The sequence below is a fragment of the Marinobacter profundi genome (assembly GCF_002744715.1).
Taxonomy (GTDB): domain Bacteria; phylum Pseudomonadota; class Gammaproteobacteria; order Pseudomonadales; family Oleiphilaceae; genus Marinobacter; species Marinobacter profundi.
The window spans coordinates 181,639-199,825 of sequence record NZ_KZ319370.1 but is presented as its reverse complement, the minus strand read 5'-3'; the positions used below and the strand labels follow the sequence as shown (position 1 = coordinate 199,825).

Sequence of the window (18,187 nt, the reverse complement as noted above, 5' to 3'; positions counted from 1 at the left end):
ACGGCGGTCGCCGTGTCTGGCCAGTCATGCCGAATCCTCCGCCGAGCGGCGGGGTATCACCAGCGGCTCCGGAAGGCTCTGGGGCCCGCCGGACAGACCGCCAGCGGGCGCGGTGTCGCGTCGGACAACCGGGCTATGGCGGCCACTGCGGGTAAGAATATTACTGATACTGATCGCAGTGGTGTAGAGCGAAATTGCAATGATCAGTAACACCGGCTGGACGAAGGCCACAAATCCCGGCGGCTGGCCTCCTCCGACAATACTGAGGATCAGGATGATGGCGGGTCCAAGCACCACGAACAGGGTCAGGGCGATAAAGAAAACAATACGCTCCTTGAACGGACCGAGTTCCCGCTCACCGACCAGGCCGAGCACAAACTTGCCGATAGCCAGCCCTGCCAGGATGGCCGCCGCGATACTCAGGTCCGGGCGCAGTAACACGTCGTACAGGTCACCTTCCCACAGGCGCTGCATGCCGATGACCAGAAACGGGAACAGGACAAACAGTACATCGGCATAGGTACCGTACATCATACTCAGGGACTGACTTTCACTGCGGCTTGCTTCGTCTGACATAACACCTTCCTGCGTCCTGTGAATCATCACTTCAGGTTTCGACCGCGCCGGTCCGCATCGCCTGGTCAATCATCGCATCAAGTCCGGCCAGCCGGCTGCGAACCTGCTCCCAGTCCGGGCTGACGGATTTTACCGCGGCCTCCAGCGCAGCCGCCTGCTCGGTCATCCGGGGATACCCCATGGCACCGGCCGTACCTTTGAGCTGGTGGGCCTGGCGCTGCAGGTTTTCGGCATCCCGCTGCGCCAGGGCCTGGTTCAGCGCCTCGCGCCGGTCACCCAGGCCAGCCAGAAACTGCTGACTGAGCTGACGGATCGCCGCCACGTCCTCCTCCGTCGCCGCCAGGCGATCGTCCGCCGGGCCGAGGGTACGGGCCAGCAGCACCTCGACGGCTGCCCGCGCCAGCGGGCGGGCGAGGCTGCCGTCGCAGCCGGCGGCCAGCATGTCATCAAGCCCGTCGCCATGGCCATTGGTTACCGCGATCACCGGCGCACGGAAACCCGCCTGGCGCAGCAGGCGGGTGGCGGCCACGCCGTCCATATCCGGCAAGTTGCGGGCCATCAGTACCAACTGGAACGACCGGGCCAGGCCCTTACGCACGGCCTCGGCGCCGCTGGCAACCGGGGTGACCTGCAGCCCCAGCCCGGTCAATATCTGCCCGGTCAGGCTGCGGTCCGCCGGGTCGCCCTCCACCAGCAACACCCGCCCGTGATAGCGCACTCCGGAAGCGACCTCGCCGGCCCGTTCCTGGCTCAGATAGCGGGCCAGCAGATCGTAAAAGCGGGCCTTGTCGATGGGTTTGGCAAGATGCTCGTTACAGCCGGCAAGCCGGTAATCCCGGATATCTTCCGCCATCACGTTGGCGGTGAGAGCGATGATCGGGGTATTGATGCCGGCTTCACGTATTGCCGCCGCCGCATCCCGTCCATTCATCACCGGCATCTGGATATCCATCAGAATCAGGTCAAACGGCTCGCGGGTCACCGCCTCCAGCGCCTCGGCGCCGTTCGCCACGTGCTCCAGGGTGGCGCCGGTACGACCCACCAGCAGCGACACCAGCTTGCGATTCACATCATTGTCTTCGGCACACAGTATGCGCCCCCGCAGCCGCGGCGGCACCGTCGTCGACAGCAGCGTACCGCGCCGGCCCAGCTCCTGGCCGTCGTGCAGGAACCGCACCCGGTCCAGCGGGCCGGTTGCAATGGTAACCTCGAACTCACTGCCTTCGCCGTAACGGCTGTTGACGGTAATGTCGCCACCCAGCAGCTGCGCGAGGCGACGGGAGATGCTCAGGCCAAGGCCGGTGCCACCATATTGGCGGGCAATGGCAGCGCTGCCCTGGGCGAACGGGTCAAACAACCGGGCCAGCTGCTCCGGTTTCATCCCGATACCGGTGTCCACCACCCGGGCCCGCAACAGGGAGGCCTCGGCCTCACAACCAATAATCAGGGAGATCGATCCTTTTTCGGTAAATTTGAGCGCGTTTCCGCACAAATTGATGATGATTTGCCGGAAGCGGGTAGCGTCGGTCTGGATCCGTTCCGGCAACGGGTACTCACAGACAATGCGGAAATCCAGCCCCTTCTCCCGCGCCCGCGGCATGAAAAAGGCGCGGATCTCGTCGAGCAGTTCCGGCAGACTGACCGCAACGATATCCACATCCAGCTTGTTGGCATCAATTTTTGAATGATCGAGGATGTCATTGACCAGATCCAGCAGATGGCGACCACTCCGCACCACCGTCTCGGCGCTGGTGCGCTTTTCCGCCTCATCCAGCTCCGGGTCGAGCAGATTCTCGCCATAACCGATGATGGCCGCCAGCGGAGTGCGGATTTCGTGGCTCATATTGGCGAGGAACTGGCTCTTGGCCTCCGCCGAGTTGCGAGCCAGCTCTTTTTCCATGCGCTCGTTCTCACGCTCCTTCTCGATGCGCTGGCGCTGGTGGCGCTCGGTCGCATCGATACAGGTTCCCTCCAGGTGCAGCGGCACGCCACTGGCATCGTACACGGTGTGCAGCGAGATGGTGGCCCAGCGTTCCTGGCCCTGATGGGTGCGGTAGGCGGCCTCGATGCCTTTCACCGTACCGGTATGCTGGAGCTGGTCGATCACCCAGTGCCGGACCCGTTCGTCGGCAAAGCAGGCGGTCAGCACGTCACCGGTGGCCCGGATCATCTCGCGGCTGCTGGTAAACCCCAGCATGCCGGCCATCGCCGGATTGGCGGTCAGGAAACGGCGCTCCAGGGACATCTGGAAGACCCCTTCGATGGCGTTATCGAACAGCGACTGGTAACGCCGCAGGTTGGCCAGCGCCCGCTCGCTCCAGTTCAGGGCCTGGCCCTGGACCTGTTTGATCCGGTCGGCGAGGGCGAAGGAAAACAGGATGATCTGCCCGGTCAGCCCGACCTGCGGAGCATAGCCGGTGAAAATGTTCAGTGGCAGGTACCCCATGACGGTGAGGGCATAGACCCCGAAACCGACCAGCGCGATGGTCCAGGCAAAGAAGTAGGCCCTGGCCGCCGGGTTGTAGTAACGCCAGGACAGATAACTCACCACGATCATCAGCGAACTCAGCAGCACCGAACCCACTACAATCCATTCCATGGCAATGTGGTAGGGCAGGAACAGCGCCAGCACAAACGTCACCAGCACCGAGGCCATGCAGAGCCGGATGATCTGGTCCAGGTCGGGTGCCCGCTCGCGGGTTTCCAGCAGGGAGCGCGCCATCAGCAGGCCCCAGAACCAGGTCATGATGATCTGGAAATGCAGGTATTTCTTGTGCAGCAGCGCCGGCGGGCCGTCCAGCAACTGGGTACCGTGCACCTGTTCGGTGGCGATGAATACCGTGGCCGACACCAGGTACAGCACGTAGTAGATGTTGCTGCGCTCACGCACCGACACGGCGACAAACAGGTTGTAGGCGAGGATGGCGAGAATGCTGCCCAGCAGGAGGCCGCGCACCGCCTCATCCACCGACACCTTCTCAATGTAACTGTTCAGGTGCCACAGGGTTATCGGCAGGCGGAAGGTGTTGGCAGTGACAATGCGAAGGTAGACCCGGGTATCCGAGCCCGGCTCGAGGGTCAGCCGGAAGGTGGGGTTGGGCACCGCCAGATCCCGTTGTGACCAGTCCCCTTCATAGCCGGCACTGCGCTGGTCGATCAGATAACCATCCCGGACCAGGTACAGGGTCACCTCATCCACCAGCGGCAGGGCCAGTTCGAGGATCCAGTCGGTGTTGTCCGCCTGGGCCCCCGCCCGCAGATCGAAGCGCGCCCAGTAGGCCGACTCGGTGTAACCGAAATTGAGCACCCCGGTCTCATGGCGGGTGAACGGGTGACTGGCGCCATCCTGGACGTCGGCCAGGGTCAGCCGGTGCCCCGGGTCCTCCAGGTACCAGAGGCAGCCCGCCAGATCCAGCACCCGGGTAGCACCGGTGACGGTAACCACCGCATCCTGGCAGGGTTCCACCGCCCGCACCGGTGTAGCCGCCACTGCCAGCAACAGGCACAGCAGCAGGCCGACAACGGCAGCGGTCAGTCTCCGGGCAGCGCTGGCCGCGGGCCGTTGCCGCAAAATGTGATCTCCGCGCGGGTATGCGCCTGTGTTATTGGTTATTGTCATGGATCATCTGGCCCACAGCCTTGCCAGCCCGGGGGAACGCCTCCCGTACCGTACGAATTACTCTAACCCGTTAGCGCCATTTTCGCATTACAAGGCCGCAGATTATGAGACATAACCGCCTGTTTGCGGTCATCACCGCGTTTACCCTGCTGCTGGCCGGCTGCGGTCCGGACGACGGTGGCGACAGCGCCTTCAACCCGGCCACCAACGTGGATCTGGTGTTCTCCACCTTTGATCTGACCGACGTGGAGGGCCGGCCGTCGAACCTGGAACATACCCGGTTCCGGGATTTCTACCGGGGCATCGAGCCGGCCGACCCCGGCAATGCCGATGCCCGCGCCCTGGCGGAGGCCCTGCGCAGCCACATTGATGTTTTCATTGGCGGCGTCCGGTCCGCCAACGGCATCGACTACAACAGGGTCCGCAACCCCCTCGACCTGATGAACCAGGTGATCGCCTCCGCTGAGGTGACCAACTTCCAGGAGGGCCGCAGCTACATCAGTGACCGCATCGACGCCGGTGAGGCCGCCACCTACAACACCCGCCCCGCGGGCGCGATGATCCGTTTTACCGACCAGCAGGCAACCCTTGCCCGGGCGGCGCTGGCAGACCGGGTCTGGCTCTACCAAACCCTGGCCTGGACCTACAACCCGCTGGGCCCGGACAACGAACCGGGCTTCGAGAAGGTTTACCGCACCATCCAGTATGTGGCGCAGCCGGCAGCGGACGACGAAACCGCCGAACCTCCTGAACTGGTCAGCCTGCTGGCCGGCTCGCAGTTCGACGCCACCAGTTTTTCCGCGTTCGGCTATAACCGCCCGGAATTCGCAACGGTGGATTACCTGAGCCGCAGCTACGGCTCCATGGAACTGCGCCAGGAGTTCAGCGGACTGAAAACCGATACCCTCTACCTGAGCAACACTAAAGGACTGACAGTCGCCGGCCAGAATCCGGACTGCGTCCTGGTCACACTGGATTATCCACAGGCAGAGTTGGTGGTTTTTATGTCCGAAGGCGAACCGGCGACACTGGCCAGCGGTGCCGACAATCCGGCCCACTGCAGCCATCAGGTCCCGGGCGAGGAATGGCTCCGTTATGCCACGGTGGCAGTGGCGGAGCGTCAGTAGCGCACTGCCGGCGGGACGCTAGTCGGGCAGGTCCCAACTCTTCATGAAACCGCGCTTGCGGTCGACCATCCGCTCATAGGCAGAGATCATGATGGCAGCGTGGGGCGAACGGGTCAGCCGGAGGGTTTCGATGCGCTTTTCAAGCTGCGCGACTTCGTCGCAGAGGCGTTGCTGGACATGACAGCGAACACTGTCATGGTGGTCGAGGTTGACGTCGCGCTGTCGCTCGGGCCGCGGCAGCCCTTCAGGGTATTTATCCATAATTCTGCTCATCCAATGAGAAAATTCCATTGCTCAGAGTCTGCCCAATTGTCTGACAGAACACAATAACAATGAACAGAGTTTCATATATTGCCTGCCGCCCGGAATCCAACTTCCGGCCGCCCCTGCTATAGTTGCCGGAAGATGTTGCCGAAAACACCGCCACAACCAGTCCCTCCCGGGGGCCGGAAGCCAGACAGGGTGAGCCGATGAACCAGACCTCCGTAGCCGATACCCTCAGGGAATACCTGTCCTTGCTGGAGCTGCTCGATGACGCCTACTGGGAAGCCAGCAGCATCCGCCATAAAGATATGCTGTATGACATCATCAGCATCTTTCACCAGGAAGTTGCCGAGCTCAACAAGCTGGACGTGATGGATCACCACTACCCCTACGAGGTAATTACCGAAGGCATCCGGCGGGTGGTCCCGAGGCTTGAGCAACTGGATGACCAGCGGGACGAGGTTCTCCAGCGAACCCAGACCCTGACCGATTTCCGTGACATCCTGTCCTCAGTGCTGGGGATTCTGGAAGCCCAGTTGCGGACCGTCTGAGCGCCGCCCTCAGGCCACGGCGAGCGGCCGGCTCTGCTCTGGCAGTAACGGAAACCGGTCACAGACGGTGTAGACAAACCGTGCCAGCGCGGGCAGGTGATGGGCGAGGATGGGGATGCCGGTATTGAGCAGGCTGACCGAAGTATCCCGCGCCGGGTCAGCCCAGCACAGCTTGTTGATCAGACCGATGTGGCCGAACGCGTAGCGGCTCTGCGGCCCCCACAGGCCAAACGGATTGCCGCCCAGCATCATCCCGGCGCTGAAGCGCATGGGAACCATCATGGTCCGGTCGATCTGCAACGAACCGAACTGCTGGATGGCCCGGCGAATGGTAATTTCCCGACAGATGCGCTGGCCATTCCACACCCCGCCGTTGAGCATCATCTGGAAAAACCGGCCCATTTCCTCCGCGGTACCACAGAGATTGCCGGCGGGCACCACCGCCTCCTGGAAGCGTGGATCGTTGACGACCCGTTCCACGGTATGGATGTCGCCACCCAGCGCCCGGCTGACAATCCAGGACAGCGGAAAGCGTGGCGTGGGACCGGTGGCATAGTTCAGTGCCAGGTCACCGACGTGGTCCGGTTCGATACCGTAGGTAAACCAGCGCATTCCCATGGGCTTACGGATATGGCGGTCAAGGAAGGCTTCGATGGTGTCGCCGGTCACCTGCTCCAGCACCCGTTGCAGTACAAAGCCTCCGGTGATGGCGTGGTAGGCCACCTTGGCACCGTCCACCTCTACCGGCCGGGCATCACAGAGCAGGCGCCAGATTTCCTCCCGATCCCACAATACGTCGATCGGGGTTTCCCGCGAAATGGCGGGAATACCGCCGCGGTGGGACAGAATCTGGTGCACCGTAATGGTGCGCTTGCCATTGCGACCGAACTCCGGACAGTAATAGGACACCGGATCGGTCAGGTTGACCAGGCCCTGCTCGGCAAGCATGTGCATCAGCAAGGCGGTCACCGCCTTGGACGCGGAAAAATAACAGATCGGGGTGTCGGTGGTCATCGGCACCCGCGCCACCCCGGGGCCGTCGTGGGGGCCGTTGCCACTGGCGTGGCCGATGGCCCGGTGCAGGATCTGCTCACCGCGGTGGCGGATCGACAGCTGGATGCCGGGATGAACCCCGCTGCGGTAAACCCGTTCAACACCACGCCAGATCGCCTCAACCGCCTCTTCACTGACCCCGACCGCTGCCGGATTCTCGCCGGCAGTATCACGGAAAGTCACCGTGGAAAGATCATCCGGGATCAGGCTGGTATGCAGTGCGCGGCGGGCAAGCTGGTTCATCGGGTACACCTTGGCGAATATCGTTATTGGCTGACTATCATTCTAGCCCCGCTACCGCGGAACATTGGCCGAAGCGGTCCGCGGTTTGCGTCATTGTTCACACTTCCCGCATGCCGGCCGGTGCAGCAGAGGACTCCGGCCCGGCCAGCACCACGCGATTGCGGCCACTTTCCTTGGCCCGGTACATGGCCCGGTCGGCGGCGATACACAGTTCCTCGGCGGTACCGCCATGATCGGGATACAGCGCCACTCCGAGACTGATGGTCAGCCGTACTTCCAGCCCGTCGGCCAGGGTTACACCCTGGTGACTGACCAGTTTGCGCAGCCGTTCGGCGGCCTCCATGGCCTCTTCCAGATCCATTTCCGGGAACAGCGCAACAAACTCCTCGCCACCCACCCGGCCGATCACATCGACACTGCGGATGCTGTCCGTCAGCAGCTGGCTGAGCCACTGCAGCACGGTATCGCCGGCAGCGTGGCCGTGGTGATCGTTCACGCGCTTGAAGTGGTCGAGGTCAATCCAGGCCACTGCCAGGTGGCGGCCGTAGCGCTCGGCCCGGCGGATCTCCTCGTTGAGCAGCCGGGACAGTTCGCGACGGTTGATCAGCCCGGTCAGCGGGTCGCGGATGGCCTGCTCGGCGAGTTCCTGTTCCAGCCGCTTGTGCTCCGAGTTATCCAGCACGATGCCCTCAAGAATGGTTTCACTGCCATCCTCGACCGCAAGGCCCCGCTCCCAGACCCAGATCTGCCGGCCATCCTTGCGGGTCAGCCGGTATTCCAGGGAAAACGCCTGCTGCTGCACAATCGACTCGGCAATGTTCGACTGAATCAGGGCGTTATCCTCCGGATCAATCAGACTGGCGTAGGACAGCAGCTGGTTATCCTGCAATTCATCCGGTCGATAACCGGTCAGTTCATAGCAGCCGCTGGAGACAAACTTCATGGTCCAGTGCCGGTCATTGAGGCAGCGGTAAGCCATACCCGGCAGGTTGTCCATCAGGGTAGCAAGCTGACGCTCCCGCTCCTTGAGCACCCTCTCCACCAGGCGGTCCCTGCGGAGCTGGCGGTACAGCGCGGCGAACAGGAACCCGGCGGTTACGGCAACAAACAGCGCGCCCTTCCAGGTCTGCACCCGCGACAGGGTATGAGGGTCGGTGAACCAGCGCTCGGCCAGGTTGTCCGACCAGGTAATCCAGGCACCCGCCGCCAGCAGGTATACCAACACGATCCACAGGGTACGCCAGAACGGCGTGTAGTGGCCTCTTGCTTCCTTCATGCTGCAATCCGTCATCGATTCTTCTGCAACCATAGCCTGCGGCCGGCCTGCCGTCGATCATTGCCGCACGGCGCTGATCAAACGGCAGCGGGGATACGCAGTGACGTCCGGGTAACGTATCATCCGACAGGACACCGACCGAAAACAGGCTACCGTCACCATGACCCCTGCAATCAACGCCGCCCGCAAAGCCCGCATCGACCACCGTATCCACGAATACGACCACGACCCGGCCAGTGCAAGCTACGGCACCGAGGCCGCCGAGAAAATGGCTGTCGACCCGCAACGGGTGTTCAAGACCCTGGTGGTCGCTACCGAAACCGGGGAACTGGTGGTCGGGGTGGTTCCGGTCACCGCCATGCTCAGCATGAAGCAGATTGCCCGGGCCGCCGGCGCCAAGAAGGCCGCCATGGCAGACCGCCAGGAGGTCCAGCGCAGCACCGGCTATGTCCTTGGCGGGGTCAGTCCGCTGGGCCAGAAGAAGCGCCTGAGGACCTTTATCGATGCCTCTGCCGAAGCCTTTGCCACCGTCTTCGTCAGTGCCGGTCGCCGGGGCCTGGAAATCGAGCTGGCGCCCGCGGACCTGGCGACCCTGACCGGCGGTCGCCTTACGCCCCTGCAACAGGAGGCCTGAGTGCAACACGCCACGGACCTGCTACTGATTGGCGGCACCCTGCTGCTGGCACTGGCCGCCCATGGCCTGGGCCAGAAGATTCATGTTCCCAGGGTAACCCTGTTATTGCTGCTAGGGGCCCTGGCCGGGCCGGACATGCTGGCGCTGCTGCCGGAAGGCAGCGACCAGAGCTTCGGCTTTATCACCCAGCTGACGCTGGCGATGGTGGGGTTCCTGCTGGGCGAACGGATGTCGGTCAGGAATCTCGCCGAAGGCCGGGAAGCGCTCATCGTCAGCCTGGCAGTCACCGTGGGCACAGCCGCGTGCGTCGCAGTGGCGGTGTGGCTGGTCACCGGTAGTCCGGCGGCGGCACTGCTGCTCGGGGCCATTGCCACCGCTACCGCACCGGCGGCGACCCTCGACGTGATGCGCGAGGCCGGTGCCCGGGGGCCACTGACCCGGCTGGTCTACCAGGTCGTGGCAATTGACGATGCCTGGGGCGCGATCCTGTTCAGTCTTGCCCTGGTGGCCGCGGAGCTGCTGGCGGGAAGCAGCCACAATGGCACCGGCGAGGGCCTGGCCCAGGGGTTTATCGAGGTCGGCGGCTCTGTTCTGTTGGGTATCGTACTGGGATTTCCAATGGCCTGGCTGACCGGCCGCCTGCGTCCCGGCGAGCCCATGCTGCTGGAATCCGCGGGCTTTGTTTTCGTGGCCGCCGGCATTGCCGGTCTGCTCGAGCTGTCCTACCTGCTGACCTGCATGACCCTCGGCGTGGTGGTTGCCAACCAGGCTCGCCACCATATCCGGCCGTTCCGCTCCATTGAGGGAATTTCCGAGCCGTTTCTTGCGCTGTTCTTCTTCATGGCGGGCTATCAGCTGGAATGGTCCCTGCTTCCGACGCTGGGCATGCTGGGGTTGGCCTATGTCGGCGCGCGGGTGGCCGGGCGCCTGGTTGGCGGGCAGATCGGTGGCTACCTGGCCGGCTCCAACGGCCATACCCGCAAGCGCATTGGCGCCTGCCTGATGCCCCAGGCCGGGGTTGCACTGGGGCTGGCGCTGGTCGCCACCGAGCGACTGCCTGAGCTCACCTATCTCCTGCCGCTGGTGATCGGAGCCACGGTCATTTTCGAGCTGGTGGGTCCGCCGCTGACCCTGGTCCAGCTGCGCCATGCCGGCGAAACCGGTCAAGGCTACGAAGAGGAAGCCGACGGCGACGACGATGACCCGCGCCCCTGATGCAAAAAACCCGGAGCGCATCGCTGCGTTCCGGGTTTCTGGTGGTGCGTTACCGTAATCAGTTCACGGCAGCACGGGCCTCGGCAAGGATCTCGTTCAGGGTGGCACTCGGCTGCATCACCGCCGACACCTTCTCCGCCGGCGCGTGGTAGTAACCACCGATGTCCGCCGGATGACCCTGGATAACGCTCATCTCTTCCAGGATCTTGTCCTTGTTGGCTTCCAGCTGGCTGGACAACTTGCCAAAGAACGCTTTCAGCTCCTTGTCCTCGTCCTGGTTGGCCAGCGCCTCGGCCCAGTAACGGGCAAGGTGGAAGTGGCTGCCACGGTTATCCAGCTCACCGGTCACCCGTGACGGCGACTGATTGTTCTCCAGCAGGCGCTCGGTGGCCTTGTCGAGAGTCTGGCCCAGCAGGCGGGCACGCGCGTTGTGCTGCTTCTCGCCCAGCTCTTCCAGGGACACCGCGGTCGCCAGGAACTCACCGAGGGAATCCCAGCGCAGGTGGTTTTCCTCGATCAGCTGCTGCACGTGTTTCGGCGCAGAACCGCCGGCACCGGTCTCGTACAGGCCACCGCCATTGAGCAGCGGAACGATGGACAGCATCTTGGCGCTGGTGCCCAGCTCCAGGATCGGGAACAGGTCGGTGAGGTAGTCACGCAGCACGTTGCCGGTCACGGAAATGGTGTCCAGGCCGCGGATCAGGCGCTCCATGGTCCAGCGGATGGCACGAACCGGAGACATGATGTGGATTTCCAGGCCTTCGGTGTCCAGCTCTGCCAGGTACTTTTCGACTTTCTGGATCAGCTGGGCATCGTGGGCACGCTCGTCGTCCAGCCAGAACACGGCCGGCATACCGCTGGAGCGGGCACGGTTGACCGCCAGCTTGACCCAGTCACGGATCGGCAGGTCCTTGGTCTGGCAAGCGCGCCAGATGTCACCCTGCTCGACATTGTGTTCGGTCAGCACGGTGCCGTCTTCGGCGACCACACGCACAACGCCGTCTTCCTTGATTTCGAAGGTCTTGTCGTGGGAGCCGTATTCTTCAGCCTTTTGCGCCATCAGGCCCACGTTCGGCACGGTACCCATGGTGGTGGGATCGAACGCGCCGTGGGTCTTACAGAAGTTGATCACTTCCTGGTAGATGGTGGCGTAGGTGGACTCCGGCATCACCGCCTTGGTGTCCTTCAGCTTGCCGTCACGGGCCCACATTTTACCGGAGTTACGGATCATCGCCGGCATGGAGGCATCGACAATCACGTCGCTCGGTACGTGCAGGTTGGTGATACCTTTGACGGAATCGACCATGGCGATTTCCGGACGGTGCTCGTAGCAGGCGTGCAGGTCTTCCTGGATCTGTTCCTGCTTGGACTCCGGCAGCTGCTTGATCTTCTCGATCACCGAAGACAGGCCGTTGTTGGGGTTAACACCAATTTCCTGGAACAGTTCGCCGTACTTGTCGAACAACTCCTTGTAGAAAACCTTCACCGCGTGACCGAACACGATCGGGTGGGAGATTTTCATCATGGTGGCTTTCACGTGCAGGGAGAACATGACGCCGGTCTTTTCGCAGTCTTCGATGGCATCCTGAAAGAATTTCACCAGCGCTTTCTTGCTCATGAACATGCCGTCCAGCACTTCGCCTTCCAGCAGCGGCAGATCAGACTTCAGAACGGTCTGCTCGCCCTTTTTGTTCTCGAATACGATGCGGGCGTTGGTCGCCTTGTCCAGGGTTACCGACTGCTCGCTGGAGTAAAAATCGCCGCCGCGCATGTGGGCCACGTGGGTACGGGAGGCCGGGCTCCACTCACCCATGGAATGGGGAAACTTGCGGGCGAAGGCCTTGACGGCAGCCGGGGCACGGCGGTCTGAGTTACCTTCCCGGAGCACCGGGTTGACGGCACTGCCGAGCACTTTGGAGTAACGGGCGTGAATGTCTTTCTCTTCGTCGGTTTCCGGGTTTTCCTTGAATTCCGGAACCTTGTAGCCCTGCTTGTTCAGTTCTTTGATGGCTGCCCGCAGCTGGGGGATGGAGGCGCTGATGTTCGGCAGCTTGATGATGTTGGCGTCCGGATCCTTGGTGTATTCGCCCAATTCGGCCAGAGCATCCGGAACCCGCTGATTTTCTTCCAGGTAATCCGGGAAGTTCGCCAGGATACGCGCCGCGAGAGAAATGTCGCTGGTTTCGAACTCGATGCCAGCCGGCTTGGCGAAGGTTTCCAGGATGGGAAGCAGTGACCGGGTAGCGAGGGCAGGCGCCTCGTCGGTCAGTGTGTAGACAATCTTGGCTTTGGATGATGTCATTTTCGTCCTCAGGCTATTGGGTGGGTTCAGGACGGTCATGGCACAGTCAGGCGTCTTGTGAACGTCCGACCGGAGCAATGACTGATGCGGAACTTTTGATAGGGCTACTAAGATAGCATTTTTTACTGAATTTTGATTACGATCTTAGTATAAGAACGTACGGATAATACCGGATCTTCGGTTACCGGCTCATGAAATGGCGGGAATTTACGAAACTTTCTAAAATTTATCGGGTTTTCCGACTTTGGTGCGGTCGCGGTGGGGCAAAGGCCTCCCAAAACACGCTCCTTGCGGCACATCCATGTGGCGCTTGGGCTCCGCCATCCATGGCTCCGCACAGTTTTGGGAGGCCTTTGCCCCACCGCTCATCGGACTGCTGAGCGGGGTTCCGCAACCCTTTGCTCAGCGATGAAAGCCGTCACTTTGTCAACAAAACAACCCTGATCATTCCGGCAACAAGCCTACTGCAGCCAACCTCTCCCTGATGAGGTCCAGCGCTTCCGGATTACCCAGGGCATCCCGGTTGTCGGCTTTGTTCGAGCCGTTGATCAGCCGGGCCACCGCCAGTTCCACCTTCTTTCCGCTGCGGGTGTAGGGAATGTCGGGGACTTCAACGATGTATTTGGGCACATGCCGCGGGCTGGCACCTTCGCGGATTCGGGTTTTCAGGGTTTTGACCAGGTCATCGGTGACGGCCTGGCCGTCGGCGGGGACCACGAACAGGACGACTTCGACGTCACCGTCGATCTGGCGGCCAACCACGAGGCTGTCTTTGACCTCGCCGATGGTTTCCACCTGGCGGTAGATTTCGGCGGTGCCTATTCTTACGCCGCCGGGGTTGAGGGTGGCGTCGGAGCGGCCGTAGATGATGGCGCCGCCGTGTTCGGTGAACTCGATGAAGTCGCCGTGGGCCCAGACCCCGGGGAAGGTGTTGAAGTAGGCGTCTTGGTAGCGCTCGCCGTTCGGGTCATCCCAGAAACACACCGGCATGGAGGGCATCGGCTGGCGACAGACCAGTTCGCCGCGGCCGTCGCTGACCGGTTGGCCGTCGTCGCCGTAGGCAACGGCGTCCACACCGAGGAAGCGGCACTGGATTTCGCCCCGGCGTACCGGCAGCAACGGGGTGGCGCCAACGAAGCAGCCGCAGATGTCGGTACCGCCGGCGATGGAGCCAAGCAGGACGTTCGGGGCGCCGTCGGTGTAGACCCAGTCGTAGTCTTCCGGCAGCAGCGGTGAACCGGTGGAAAACACCACGCGCAGGGGGCTCTGGTCCAGGGTTCTGGCCGGCTGCAGTTCGGCTTTGCGGCAGCCCGCGATGAAACGGGCGCTGGTGCCGTAGTGGGTGACCCGCTCTTTGGCTACGGTTTCCCAGAGGAAGTTGAGGTTCGGGTAACCGGGGGAGCCATCGACGGTGATGACGGCGGCACCGGTCAGCAGGGCCGAAGCCTGCCAGTTCCACATCATCCAGCCACAGGTGGTGAAGTACAGGAAGCGGTCTTCCGGGCCGACGTCACCGTGCAGCATCAGTTCCTTGGCATGATTAACCAGCAGACCGCCGGCACCGTGAACGATGCACTTGGGCTTGCCGGTGGTGCCGGAGGAGTAAAGGATGTAGACCGGATGGCTGAACGGCAGCGGAGTGAAGCTCGGCGCCTGGCCGGCACCGGCTGCCAGGGCGTCATCCCAGGTGGTGACGAGGGGGCCGGGGATGGGGGCCTGGTCCGGCAGCTGCTGGACACTGACCACACACCGGAGGGAAGACAGGCCGTCGATCAGTCCGGCAAAGTCCTGCTGGCGGGCGAAGACCTTGCCGCCATATCCGTAACCGTTCACCACGATCAGCGCCGCCGGTTCAATCTGGCCGAAACGGTCGAGGATGGCACCAATGCCGAAGTCCGGTGATGCCGAGCTCCAGATCGCACCCATGCTGGTTGTGGCGAGCATGCCCACCAGGGCTTCGTAGCCGTTGGTAACCACCCCGGCTACCCGGTCGCCCTGACCGATGCCCTTGCTGCGCAGGAAGGCTTCGAGAGCGCCGGCGTCGGCTTTCAGTTCGGCGTAGGTCTTGCGCAGTACCGGGCGGGTTTCGCAGTAAGCCACCACGGCCTCGTGGCCGGCATGGTCACCGTCCGCCAGCCGCAGCAGGTTGGCGGCAAAGTTCAACTCCATGCCGGGGAACCACTCGGCGCCGGGCATTTCCCGCTTGCCCAGCACCTTGTCCGCGGGGGTGTCGCAGACCAGGCCACAGTAGTCCCAGACCTTCTGCCAGAAGGTGTCAAGCTCAGTGATGGACCACTGGTGCAGGGCATGGTAGTCGGCAAACGGACCGAAGCCCTGCTGCTCCAGCCAGGCCTTGAACCGGCCCATGCGGGAGTGCGTCAGGGTGTCTTCCGTGGGAGACCAGACTACCGGTGATTGTTCTGTATTGCTCATCCGTCTCTCCTGAGTGTTACTGCATATGCCAACCGTGACTGACCACGATGGACTGGCCGGTCAGGGCAGCGGACGGGAAAGCGGCCAGGTGAACGGCCAGTTCCGCCACGTCTTCCAGGGTGGTGAATTCCCCGTCCACGGTGTTCTTCAACATGACTTTGCTGATCACTTCCTCTTCGGAAATGCCCAGCTCCCTGGCCTGTTCCGGTATCTGCTTGTCCACCAGGGGCGTGCGCACGAACCCCGGGCAGATGATGTTGCTCCGCACCCCGTGTTCGGCACCCTCCTTCGCCACCGCCCGGCACAGTCCCAGCATGCCGTGCTTGGCCGCGACATAGGGCGCCTTCAGCGGTGAGGCTTCCAGCGAATGCACCGACCCCATGTACAGCATGGTACCGCCACCGCCCTGGTACATGTGCCTCAGCGCGGCACGGGTCACCAGGAAGGCACCGTCGAGATGCACGCTCATCACCTTGCTCCAGTCGGAAAAGGCGAGTTTGTGCACCGGGTCGATGTGCTGGACGCCGGCGTTCGCCAGAGCGATGTCCAGACCGCCCCACTGTTTAACCACATAGTTTACGTTTACGTCAACTTCTTCTTCGTTGGTGACATCCATTTTAAGTGCCATGGCGGTACCGCCCGCCTGCTCGATGGCCGCCACGGTTTCCCGGGCGGACTCGAGTGTCAGGTCGGCGACGGCGACTTTTGCACCTTCACGGCCGTAGGCCTCGGCGATGGCCCGGCCGATACCCCGGCCCGCGCCGGTGATCAATGCGATGCGGTTTTCGAGACGCATGGTTTTGTCTCCTTGTTGTTATTTATGGAAAGTCTAGCGGAAAAAAAGCCGGGCCCCGGTCAGGGCCCGCCATAAACCTCATTCGGCAGCCAGGTGGCCAGTGGCTCGAACCAGAACACCAGGGCCAGGGCCAGCAACTGCAGGGCTATGAACGGCAACACGCCCAGGTAGATATGCCGGGTGGTAATGCCTGGCGGGCACACTCCCTTGATATAGAACAGGGAGAAGCCTACGGGCGGTGTCAGGAATGAGGTCTGCAGACAAATGGCAAACATGATGGCAAACCACACCGGTTCGACACCCATTTTGAACAGCACCGGGGCCACCAGCGGCAGGATGATCAGGGTGATCTCCACCCAGTCGAGGAAGAATCCCAGCAGGAAGGTGATGAACAACACCGTCAGCAGCACCCCGGTGGTGCCGAACGGCAACCCGGTGATGGCATCCTCGATCACGCCGTCACCACCCAGGCCCCGCAACACCGAGGCGAACACGGTGGCGCCGATGAAGATGCCGAAGATGAACGCGGTGGTACGACTGGTCTGGTACAAGGACTCCTTCAGGGTGGCCATATCCAGGCGCTTGCTCACCAGTGCCATCAGCAAGGCCCCACCGGCCCCCACGGCCGAAGCCTCGGTGGTGGTGGCGATGCCGAAGAAGATCGAACCCAGCACCGCGATGATCAGCACCATCGGCGGCATCACGGCCCAGAACACGTCAACCAGCGCCCGGCCATCGAGGGGTTGGCGGTTCTTCGGGGCCGGTGCCAGGTCTTTCCTGATCCAGGACGCAATCACAATGTAGAGGATATACATCACCCCCAGCATCACGCCGGGCACCAGTGCTCCCATGAACAGTTTGCCCACCGAGGCCTCGGCGGTGCCCATGCGGTCCGCCATCAACACCAGCATGATGCTCGGTGGCACCAGAATGCCCAGGGTACCCACCGAGCAGGCTGTGCCTACCGCCAGCGATTTGTTGTAGTTGGCCTGCATCATCGGCCCGAGGGATAACATGCCCAGCAACACGACCGAGGCCCCCACAATGCCGGTGGAAGCGGCCAGCAGGACACCCACGATCACCACGGTAATGGCATAACCGCCACGCAGCGGCCCCAGCACCCGCACCAGACTGTGCATCAGTTTCTCTGCAATGCCGGAACGGTCGAGCATGATCCCCATGAAGATGAACATCGGCAGCGCCACCATCAGTTCATTGGCGACAATGCCGTAGATCCTGGCGTCAAGCACGCCGATGGTGCCCTGCCAGGTAAACCACAGATCGGAGTCAAAATACTCGACCATGACATGGCCGATCACCCCGAACACCAGCCCGATACCCGCCAGCGACCACGCAACCGGGAAGCCCAGCAGCAGCAGGACCATGAAACTGGCGAACATGGCAATAACAAGAATGGCTTCAATTCCCATGACTGCAGCCTCTTCGCTCAGGGATTGGGATGGCCGCTGACGCGGTCATCTTTCGGTGGCCGGACTGCCCGGGGAAAACCGAACAGGTAGGTCGCGCAACGCAGCGCACGGGAAACCAGTGCGATCATCACGAAGACCAGGCCCAGCGGCAGCATGCTCTTGAAGATAAAGCGATAGGGCAGCCCGCTTGGCGCCTGGGACCGCTCGGTATAGAGCCACGCCTTCCAGGCATAGGGCACCAGGGCGTCAATCATCAGGTAGATGATGGGCAGGGCAAGCAGCAGGATACCGGCCAGTTCAATGATGGTCTGGGCGCGCAGGGAGAACTTCTCCTTGAGCACATCCACCCGGACGTGATCATCCCGTACCACCGCGTAGCCAAGGGTCAGCATGGTGGCCGTCCCGAACAGGTGCCAGGACAATTCCTCGAGGGCAATCGAGCCCGCCGACAGCACGTAGCGGGAAAACACGTTCACCAGCACCACCACCAGCACCCCGATCCACAGCCAGGAGCTGAGGCGGCCTACCGCCACCACCAGCCGGTCCAGCCGCCAGGACAGCGCATTGGCAGGCAAATAGTCATCATCGGGCACCGCCGACGGCGCCCCCTGGGGCAGATTGGTCTCAGTCACAACAACCTCGGAGATTCCGGAAGTAAAGGGAAGGAG

14 protein-coding genes are annotated in these 18,187 nt (G+C 62.5%); 4 read left to right on the top strand and 10 right to left on the bottom strand.

Annotated features, from left to right (window positions below; translation table 11 throughout):
- Positions 1-24 precede the first annotated feature (24 nt).
- On the bottom strand, positions 25-576 hold the full coding sequence (locus tag CLH61_RS08910; protein WP_099614371.1) for a hypothetical protein: 552 nt from the start codon (positions 574-576) through the stop codon (positions 25-27).
- Positions 577-607: 31 nt separating this feature from the next.
- A complete protein-coding gene (locus CLH61_RS08905; RefSeq protein ID WP_099614370.1) occupies positions 608-4,195 on the bottom strand; it encodes a 7TM diverse intracellular signaling domain-containing protein in 3,588 nt (1,195 codons plus the stop codon).
- Positions 4,196-4,299: 104 nt separating this feature from the next.
- Here CLH61_RS08905 and CLH61_RS08900 point away from each other — a divergent pair, with 104 nt between their 5' ends.
- Positions 4,300-5,322 carry a hypothetical protein gene (locus CLH61_RS08900; protein ID WP_228152579.1) on the top strand — a complete coding sequence of 341 codons (1,023 nt, stop codon included), beginning with the start codon at positions 4,300-4,302 and terminating at the stop codon, positions 5,320-5,322.
- 18 nt (positions 5,323-5,340) lie between these two features.
- Here the strand turns inward: CLH61_RS08900 and CLH61_RS08895 are convergent, their stop codons facing one another.
- On the bottom strand, positions 5,341-5,583 hold the full coding sequence (locus CLH61_RS08895) for a hypothetical protein (RefSeq protein ID WP_099614369.1): 243 nt from the start codon (positions 5,581-5,583) through the stop codon (positions 5,341-5,343).
- 209 nt (positions 5,584-5,792) lie between these two features.
- On the opposite strand from CLH61_RS08895, the gene CLH61_RS08890 reads away from it, so the two are divergent.
- On the top strand, positions 5,793-6,137 hold the full coding sequence (locus CLH61_RS08890; protein WP_099614630.1) for a hypothetical protein: 345 nt from the start codon (positions 5,793-5,795) through the stop codon (positions 6,135-6,137).
- Between the two features lie 9 nt (positions 6,138-6,146).
- Here the strand turns inward: CLH61_RS08890 and CLH61_RS08885 are convergent, their stop codons facing one another.
- Positions 6,147-7,433 (bottom strand): serine hydrolase domain-containing protein, encoded by a 1,287-nt coding sequence (locus CLH61_RS08885; RefSeq protein ID WP_099614368.1) that lies wholly within the window; start codon positions 7,431-7,433, stop codon positions 6,147-6,149.
- 97 nt (positions 7,434-7,530) lie between these two features.
- Positions 7,531-8,709 (bottom strand): sensor domain-containing diguanylate cyclase, encoded by a 1,179-nt coding sequence (locus CLH61_RS08880; protein ID WP_099614367.1) that lies wholly within the window; start codon positions 8,707-8,709, stop codon positions 7,531-7,533.
- Positions 8,710-8,869: 160 nt separating this feature from the next.
- Here CLH61_RS08880 and ybaK point away from each other — a divergent pair, with 160 nt between their 5' ends.
- Both ybaK and CLH61_RS08870 read left to right on the top strand, forming a co-directional pair.
- A complete protein-coding gene (gene ybaK / locus CLH61_RS08875; protein ID WP_099614366.1) occupies positions 8,870-9,343 on the top strand; it encodes a Cys-tRNA(Pro) deacylase in 474 nt (157 codons plus the stop codon).
- Positions 9,344-10,558 (top strand): cation:proton antiporter, encoded by a 1,215-nt coding sequence (locus tag CLH61_RS08870; RefSeq protein ID WP_099614365.1) that lies wholly within the window; start codon positions 9,344-9,346, stop codon positions 10,556-10,558.
- 58 nt (positions 10,559-10,616) lie between these two features.
- Here CLH61_RS08870 and CLH61_RS08865 read toward each other — a convergent pair whose 3' ends face one another.
- The 5 genes from CLH61_RS08865 to CLH61_RS08845 all read right to left on the bottom strand — a co-directional run bounded on the left by CLH61_RS08865 (position 10,617) and on the right by CLH61_RS08845 (position 18,151).
- Complete coding sequence (locus tag CLH61_RS08865; protein ID WP_099614364.1) at positions 10,617-12,860, bottom strand: NADP-dependent isocitrate dehydrogenase; 2,244 nt, start codon at positions 12,858-12,860, stop codon at positions 10,617-10,619.
- 444 nt (positions 12,861-13,304) lie between these two features.
- Positions 13,305-15,293 carry an acetoacetate--CoA ligase gene (locus tag CLH61_RS08860; protein ID WP_099614363.1) on the bottom strand — a complete coding sequence of 663 codons (1,989 nt, stop codon included), beginning with the start codon at positions 15,291-15,293 and terminating at the stop codon, positions 13,305-13,307.
- Between the two features lie 16 nt (positions 15,294-15,309).
- Complete coding sequence (locus tag CLH61_RS08855; RefSeq protein ID WP_099614362.1) at positions 15,310-16,089, bottom strand: 3-hydroxybutyrate dehydrogenase; 780 nt, start codon at positions 16,087-16,089, stop codon at positions 15,310-15,312.
- Between the two features lie 59 nt (positions 16,090-16,148).
- On the bottom strand, positions 16,149-17,519 hold the full coding sequence (locus tag CLH61_RS08850) for a TRAP transporter large permease (RefSeq protein WP_099614361.1): 1,371 nt from the start codon (positions 17,517-17,519) through the stop codon (positions 16,149-16,151).
- Positions 17,520-17,536: 17 nt separating this feature from the next.
- Positions 17,537-18,151, bottom strand: coding sequence for a TRAP transporter small permease subunit (locus tag CLH61_RS08845; RefSeq protein WP_211289091.1), 615 nt, complete (start codon positions 18,149-18,151; stop codon positions 17,537-17,539).
- Between the last annotated feature and the right edge of the window lie 36 nt (positions 18,152-18,187).

What these genes read in the sequence shown, in the direction of transcription:
- CLH61_RS08850 (WP_099614361.1), bottom strand. Translation starts at nt 17,519, where the DNA reads ATGGGAATTGAAGCCATTCTTGTTATTGCCATGTTCGCCAGTTTCATG.
- CLH61_RS08890 (WP_099614630.1), top strand. Translation starts at nt 5,793, where the DNA reads ATGAACCAGACCTCCGTAGCCGATACCCTCAGGGAATACCTGTCCTTG.
- CLH61_RS08885 (WP_099614368.1), bottom strand. Translation starts at nt 7,433, where the DNA reads ATGAACCAGCTTGCCCGCCGCGCACTGCATACCAGCCTGATCCCGGAT.
- CLH61_RS08860 (WP_099614363.1), bottom strand. Translation starts at nt 15,293, where the DNA reads ATGAGCAATACAGAACAATCACCGGTAGTCTGGTCTCCCACGGAAGAC.
- CLH61_RS08900 (WP_228152579.1), top strand. Translation starts at nt 4,300, where the DNA reads ATGAGACATAACCGCCTGTTTGCGGTCATCACCGCGTTTACCCTGCTG.
- CLH61_RS08905 (WP_099614370.1), bottom strand. Translation starts at nt 4,195, where the DNA reads ATGACAATAACCAATAACACAGGCGCATACCCGCGCGGAGATCACATT.
- CLH61_RS08880 (WP_099614367.1), bottom strand. Translation starts at nt 8,709, where the DNA reads ATGAAGGAAGCAAGAGGCCACTACACGCCGTTCTGGCGTACCCTGTGG.
- CLH61_RS08910 (WP_099614371.1), bottom strand. Translation starts at nt 576, where the DNA reads ATGTCAGACGAAGCAAGCCGCAGTGAAAGTCAGTCCCTGAGTATGATG.
- CLH61_RS08855 (WP_099614362.1), bottom strand. Translation starts at nt 16,089, where the DNA reads ATGCGTCTCGAAAACCGCATCGCATTGATCACCGGCGCGGGCCGGGGT.
- CLH61_RS08865 (WP_099614364.1), bottom strand. Translation starts at nt 12,860, where the DNA reads ATGACATCATCCAAAGCCAAGATTGTCTACACACTGACCGACGAGGCG.
- CLH61_RS08895 (WP_099614369.1), bottom strand. Translation starts at nt 5,583, where the DNA reads ATGGATAAATACCCTGAAGGGCTGCCGCGGCCCGAGCGACAGCGCGAC.
- ybaK (WP_099614366.1), top strand. Translation starts at nt 8,870, where the DNA reads ATGACCCCTGCAATCAACGCCGCCCGCAAAGCCCGCATCGACCACCGT.